Raw genomic sequence first — 6,117 nt, 5'->3', positions numbered from 1 at the left:
GACGGGGAGAGCCCGGGGAGGACGGACTCGCCGACGACGAGGCGGGTGACCCGGTCACGGTGGCTCGCGGCGAGGCCCTGAGCGACGTTCATGCCCAGGTCGTAGCCGGCGACGGCGAAGCGGTCGTGGCCCAGAGCGGTCATCAGGTCGGCCATGTCGGCGGCCAGCGTGACGGGGGTGTAGCCGGTGGCGGGTTTGTCGCTGCCGCCCAGGCCGCGGAGGTCGGCGGCGACGACGGTGAAGTGCTCGGCCAGGGCGGGCATGACCAGGCGCCAGTGGTACCAGAACTGAGGCCAGGCGGGCAGGAGCAGCAGCGCCGGGCCGCTGCCGCCGACGACGGCGTGCAGGGTCAGGCCCTCACTGGTGGTGACGGTTTTGCTGGTGAAAGTGTCGGCGAACCCGGCGGGCAGGTGCGGCACGTCAGTGACGGTGAACGGCATGGTGGGGTCTCCTCGTGGCACAGGGATGGAATATCGAGTCCCTCCTGTCCGGGTCCGTGCTCGGCAGGGATCTCTCCCGGGCGGAGCGGGTGCGCCGGAGCGGCGAGGGCTCGTCAAGGGGGTCAGGCCACCACGCGATCGGCGGTGAGCTTGCGGGGGGTGTCGGCGAGCAGGGTGCGCAGCTGCGCTGCGGGCAGCGGGACGCCCCCATCGACCGGGGGCGGTGTCTGCGGCATGGTGCCGGCGCGGAGGGCCTCGCTCACCTCAGCCCAAAAGGCCCTCATGGCGTCGGGGGCGGCGGAGTAGGGCACCGCGTAGGGGGCGGTCTCCGGCTCGAAGCGCCAGCTTTCGGCCAGGGGGCCGGCGTCGACGGTGTCGAAGCCCAGCCGGCTGATCAGTTCGGCGGCAGCCGCCTTGGCCTCGGGATCGTCGCCGGCGATGGGCAGGGCGGTGCGGTCGGCGGCGCCTGCCGGGCGGGCGAGGGAAGGGATGTGATGGTCGCTGATGTTGTTGAACGCCTTGACGAGCTTCGTGCCGGCCAGGTGTTCCTGGACCAGTTCGCTGGTGGTGGTCTTGCCGGAGTCGAGGACGTCGAAGTGCCCGTCGCGGAATGGGTAGTAGTTGATGGTGTCGAGCACGACCTTGCCCGCCAGCGCGTCGGCCGGGAGATCCCGGTAGGCGGCCAGCGGAATACTCACCACCACCCAGTCACCCGCCCGCGCCGCCTCCTCGGGGGTCACGGCGCGGGCCCGCTCCCCGAGATCCGCCACCGTCTCGGCCAGGCTCTCGGGACCGCGGGAGTTGGACAGGACGACATCGTTCCCTGCCGCGATCGCGAGCCGGGCCACAGCCGTGCCGATGTTGCCGCTGCCGATGAAGCCAAGGGTTGCCATGGAAGGGGTCTCCTCATCTCGCGGACCGTGCAGTCCGCCAGTGGTTGCGTAGGGGAGCAGGGCTCAAGCAGGAGTGCAGGCGCAGGACAAGGCCCCTCACACCACCAAGCGGAGCAAGCGCTCCCCTTGAAGGTAGCACAATCGGAGCGAGTGCTCCTCTTGGGCGTGACGCAACCGGAGCGAGTGCTCCGAAATGTTGGGTTTCCCTGTACTCTGAATGCCATGACCCTCGCCGACCAGTCGACTCCCGCACCCGAGCAGCCCGCCAGGCGCGGTCGCCGCGCCGACGCGGAGCGCAACCGTGCCGCGATCATGGAGGCGGCGGGCGTCGTCTTCGCAGAGCAGGGCGCCGCCGTCGACGTCCGTGAGATCGCCCGCCGTAGCGGCGTCGGCATGGGCACCCTGTACCGGCACTTCCCGACCAAGGACGACCTGCTCCTGACCGTCCTGGAAGACCAGTTCGGCTCCTGGCTCGCCGACGCCCACCAGCAGGCCACCGCCACCGAGGACCCCTGGCAGGCGCTGACCGGGTTCTTCGAGCAGATGCTCACCACCCAGGCCGGCAACCGGGCCGTCGTCGAGAGCTACACCACCAGGGGCGGCCCCACCCCCTCCTGCGCCCAGCGCTGCTACACCTTCATCGACGAGCTGCGCATCCGCTGCATGGACGCCGACCTCCTGCGCCCCGACGTCACCACCGACGACCTGGTCCTGCTCAGCGGCTCCCTCAGCCAGGCCGTCCTGACCACCGGCGACAGTCACCCCGGCCAGTGGCGCCGACTCCTGCGCATCTCCCTCGACGGGCTCACCAGCCGCAACACCGAACCCCTGCCCGAGCCCACACCCCACACGGACACACCCGGCAACCACTGACCGGGAAACCTGGGCTTCCCCGTGATCTTGGGACATTCCTGTCACGGGCGAGGCGTCGGAGATTGCCGAGCGGTGCCGTCAGGTGTCGGCCAGCGCTGGTTTCCTTGGCCAGCTGGGGGTGGCGCCCTTGCGGGCGAGGCGCCTGCTCATGAGGGTGATGGCGGCCCAGGTGATCAGTGTTTCGGAGTGCTGGATGAGCCGTTCGTAGTCCCTTGCGTGGCGGCGGGCGTGCATCATCCAGGCGGTTGGGTGGGCCGCGCAGCGAGGTTTTCACCGAGGTGAGTCCTTCTCCGCGCGGCCTCCCGCCGAACCGGACATGACGGTTTCCCTGTCATCCGGCTCTCCAATGAATCGGAAGGTGTGCTCCAGGTCGAAGCGGCGGAGAAATGCCTGCCAGAAGCGGTCCACGTCGTCCGGGGTGGCGCCGGTCTTGGAGGACCATAACCACACCGGTGGGGCATCCCGGTCCTTCGACAGATGCTCGACCTTCAACCGCATCAACGTCCCCTCGACCAGGGGAAGTTCACCGTCGTGGTCGAGCCATGAGGAGCGGTGGGTGAGCCTTGGGTGGACCCGGTCCCACGCCTGGGTCTCGGCCTTGCCGTAGTTGGTGGTCGTGGTGATCGCGGGCTCGGGCCAGGTCTCCGGCTTGGCGAAGCGGAATTCCGGGCCGTGCTTAGGTGGCCGTCCGCCCTTCGGGTCGTGGACGCGAGGCGGCTTGGGCAGGCGCATGACCCGGTCGGAGCGGACGCGGCCAACCAACTCGACGGGCAGGTCGCGCAGGACCCAGGCCAGGCGGGTGACGTCATAGTCGGCGTCGCTGACGATCACGATATGAGGGTCCCCGCTCTGCCACTGGTCGGCCGCGACGAGCCGTTCAACAACTCCTCGGAGCTGGGCGGCGGTGACTGCGGTCGCGTCGTCTACGGGTCCCAGCCGGACCGCATCCAGGATCGCGGTCCAGGACGTGGCACCCGGCTCCAGCACGGCGACAAAGGAGTACGGCCAGCCCGGAATGAACTGAGACGCCGCCTTCGCCCGGCCGTAGACGTGACAGAACAGCCGGTCCGCCGAGCACGGCGCGTCCGAGCGAAGCCACGGCGACACATCGACCGCCAGGACCAGGCGTCCGCCGTCGAAACGCGGCAGCGACAGCCCGGCCAGCACCGTCCGCAACCGACCGGCATCGATCCGGCCGTGGTTCAGACCGCCGTACATCGCTCCGTGCCCACGTCGATGTTCGGGCAGCAGAGTCAGGTCGACCGGCGACTTCACCGCACCGTCCGCACACAGCATCGCGTCCACCAGCTCGAACAACTCGTCGCGCCGTGCGGTCAGGCACTCGTAGAACTCTCCCCGGAAGCGTGACGCTTCCGCGAACGCTTCCCTCCGGACTGCATCAGGCAGCAGACTCACCCTCACGGCCTTCGTCTTGGTCACGTGCACCTTGGTCGGAGCACATGATCAGACGAAGGCCGCCCCCATGTCCGGCGAACCCCCTGCTGAGCGACCCAGTTCGAGACACCGTTCGAGGCCGGAAGAAAAAGAACAAGCTATGGACTCCGGCGGACAGGAGTGGGCTCATACGGCGCTCGTAGCAGCGTGCGAGGCGACGAGCTCTAAGGTGTTCCGTCCGCCTGCGAACCGAACGCCGTCATGAAAAGGTCGCGGAACTTGTCCATCCGCCACTGCGGGGCGTCCTCGGCGGGCTTGAGGCCGTCCGTCCACCCCCAGTCGGCGATCTTGTCCAGGACCTCCGGGTCCTGGGCGACGATCGAGACCGGCACGTCGTGGCTGGGGTTCTCGCCGGTGACCGTCTTGTTGGGCTGGTGGTCGCCGAGGAAGATCAGGACGGTGTCCTTCGAGCCGTACTTCGCGACATGGTCGACGAGGCTGGTCACGGAGTACTGGATGGACTTGCGGTACTCGTCGCGGACGTTCGAGGGGTCCTTCCAGACTTCCTTGGGGTCCTTGCCCTCCGCCTTCTGGAGCGAGTGGTAGATCGAGCCGTCACCGATCCGGTCCTCGGGGATCGTGCTCGGGATGGGCGCCCAGGGGTTGTGGCTGGAGGTCAGGATGATCTCCGCCATCATCGGCTTGCGGCCGGCCTTGCCGTGCTCCAGCTCCTCGAACGCCTTCAGGGTGTACTGGTCGGGCATGGTGGACCAGCTGAACTTCGGGCCCTGGTAACCGAGTTGGTCGGAGTCGTAGATGTGGTTCAGGCCGAAGAACTTGCCCTCCGGCCACGCCTTCTGGGTACCCGGCACGATGCCGACCGTGCGCCAGGCACCGGTGCGGCGGAAGGCCTCGGTGAGGGTGAGACGGTCGCTCGCGACGAGGTTGTTGTAACGCGACTGGTTCTTGATCCACAGACCGGACAGGAACGTGGAGTGGCCCAGCCAGCTGCCGGCGCCCGTGATGGGGGAGCGCAGCCAGCCGCTGCGGGACGCGTACCCGGCGTCCTTCAGCTCCTGTGTCTTCTGGGCGAGCGTCTCGCCCAACGGCACGCCCATCTGCGGGTCGTCGATCGCGGAACGGCCGTAGCTCTCGATGAACGTGATCAGGACGTCCTTGCCGCGCAGCCCGGTCAGCAGCTGGTCGGGCGGGGTGTCGGCGAACGCGTCGATAGCCGACTGCTTCTCGAACGCCTCCCCGTCCCGCAGGCCCTTGCGCACCGACTCGACGCGGTTCTCGATGAGCGTGGCCGCGCTGTGGGAGGCGATCGGAACGCCGGAGGACTCCAGGGTCAGGGTCGAGCAGGTGATCCAGGCCGTGCCCAGGATGAGGAGCGTACGGCCCGTCGTGTGCCGGTTCTCGACCATGAGGCGGCTCAGCCGGAGGACGGACAGCGCGAGGAGGACGACCATGACGACGGCGAGCACGATCACGCCGATCGTCGCGACGAGCGCTCCGTTCTCGCCGAGTGAGTCCTTCATGAACGACTGGGCGTCGTCGAGCAGGATCCAGTCGAGTACGAGGTCGAAGGGGCGGTCCAGGGTCCAGTACGAGCCCATGTCCAGCAACTTGACGATCGTCAGCGCGCCGAGGCCCAGGCCCGCGACCACCGCCACGATCCGCCGCGCCCTCGGCGGCAGCACCAGCAGCAGGGCGGCACCGAGGATGCCCTCCGCCGGGATGCGCAGGAACCTGCCCGGCTCGATCTTCGAGATGTCGTTCGGCAGGAGCAGCGCGAAGACGACGAGCGCGACCGCCAGTGCGGTGGTGGTCCAGGCCAGGACCCGTTCCGCCTTCGGGTGACGGCCACGCCGGCCGCGCGGGGCGGGGGGCTCGTCCGCCGCCCCGCCGCCCGCCTCGCCCGGCGGATCGCCGCCGTCATGGCCAGGGGCGGACGGGGTGGCAGCTCCGTCACGTGCGCCGCGTTCGCCGGTTTCCCCGGCTTCGCCGGGCCCACCCGCTTCATCGGGTCCGTCGGGTTGACCGGTGCCCGCCGTCTCCGCGTCGGTGACCCCACCGGTTCTGGTGTCCGTACCGGCTTCGGCGTCCCCACCGGTTCCGGAATCCGTACCGGCTTCGGCGTCCCCGCCGGTTCCGGAATCCGTACCGGCTTCGGTGTCCCCACCGGCCTCGGTGCCTGTACCGGCCACCTCTTCGTCCGGGGTGCGCCCGTCTCCGGAGAGCCGGCTCGGATCGGTCGGCTCGCTCGGATCCGTCGAGCGGCCGGCGGCGGAGGCGTCCGCGTCCTCCGCCGAGGGCTCCGGATCCGCCTCGACCGGCTCGCCGCTCAACGCGGCGTCCTCGTCGGCGGGTTCGGCCTTCTCCGTCTTCTCCGCGGCCGGCCGCTCCTCGGAGGCCCCGACGTCACCGGCCTCCCGGACCTCGGCGGCCTCCCGGGCCTCGGCGGAGGTCCCGGCAGAAGAACCCCTCGCGGCCGTACTCTCGTCCGCGTCGGG

Annotated in this window: 4 protein-coding genes and 2 pseudogenes; 1 reads left to right on the top strand and 5 read right to left on the bottom strand. The window is 69.6% G+C overall.

The genetic code is table 11. The annotated features are described in order from the left end of the window. Positions 1 to 440: alpha/beta fold hydrolase (locus FNH04_RS14170; protein WP_152784052.1), on the bottom strand; the 440-nt coding region annotated here is incomplete at its 3' end. 122 nt (positions 441 to 562) lie between these two features. Continuing rightward, positions 563 to 1,333, bottom strand: a complete 771-nt coding sequence (locus tag FNH04_RS14165; RefSeq protein ID WP_152784050.1) for an NADPH-dependent F420 reductase — start codon at positions 1,331 to 1,333, stop codon at positions 563 to 565. A 222-nt stretch (positions 1,334 to 1,555) separates the two neighbouring features. On the opposite strand from FNH04_RS14165, the gene FNH04_RS14160 reads away from it, so the two are divergent. Further along, positions 1,556 to 2,206, top strand: a complete 651-nt coding sequence (locus tag FNH04_RS14160; protein WP_152784048.1) for a TetR/AcrR family transcriptional regulator — start codon at positions 1,556 to 1,558, stop codon at positions 2,204 to 2,206. Positions 2,207 to 2,287: 81 nt separating this feature from the next. Here the strand turns inward: FNH04_RS14160 and FNH04_RS14155 are convergent. The 3 genes and pseudogenes from FNH04_RS14155 to FNH04_RS14145 all read right to left on the bottom strand — a co-directional run. Next, positions 2,288 to 2,449 (bottom strand): annotated as a pseudogene (locus FNH04_RS14155) (IS5-like element IS4811 family transposase); the annotation flags it as partial. A gap of 105 nt (positions 2,450 to 2,554) precedes the next feature. Then, positions 2,555 to 3,622 (bottom strand): annotated as a pseudogene (locus FNH04_RS14150) (transposase); the annotation flags it as partial. A gap of 203 nt (positions 3,623 to 3,825) precedes the next feature. Continuing rightward, on the bottom strand, positions 3,826 to 5,421 hold the full coding sequence (locus FNH04_RS14145; protein ID WP_386575920.1) for an alkaline phosphatase family protein: 1,596 nt from the start codon (positions 5,419 to 5,421) through the stop codon (positions 3,826 to 3,828). Between the last annotated feature and the right edge of the window lie 696 nt (positions 5,422 to 6,117).

This window comes from Streptomyces phyllanthi, from assembly GCF_009377205.1.
In the GTDB taxonomy this organism is placed as follows: domain Bacteria; phylum Actinomycetota; class Actinomycetes; order Streptomycetales; family Streptomycetaceae; genus Streptomyces; species Streptomyces phyllanthi.
Note: the sequence above shows the minus strand (reverse complement) of the source record. Positions and strands in the feature narration are given on the sequence as shown.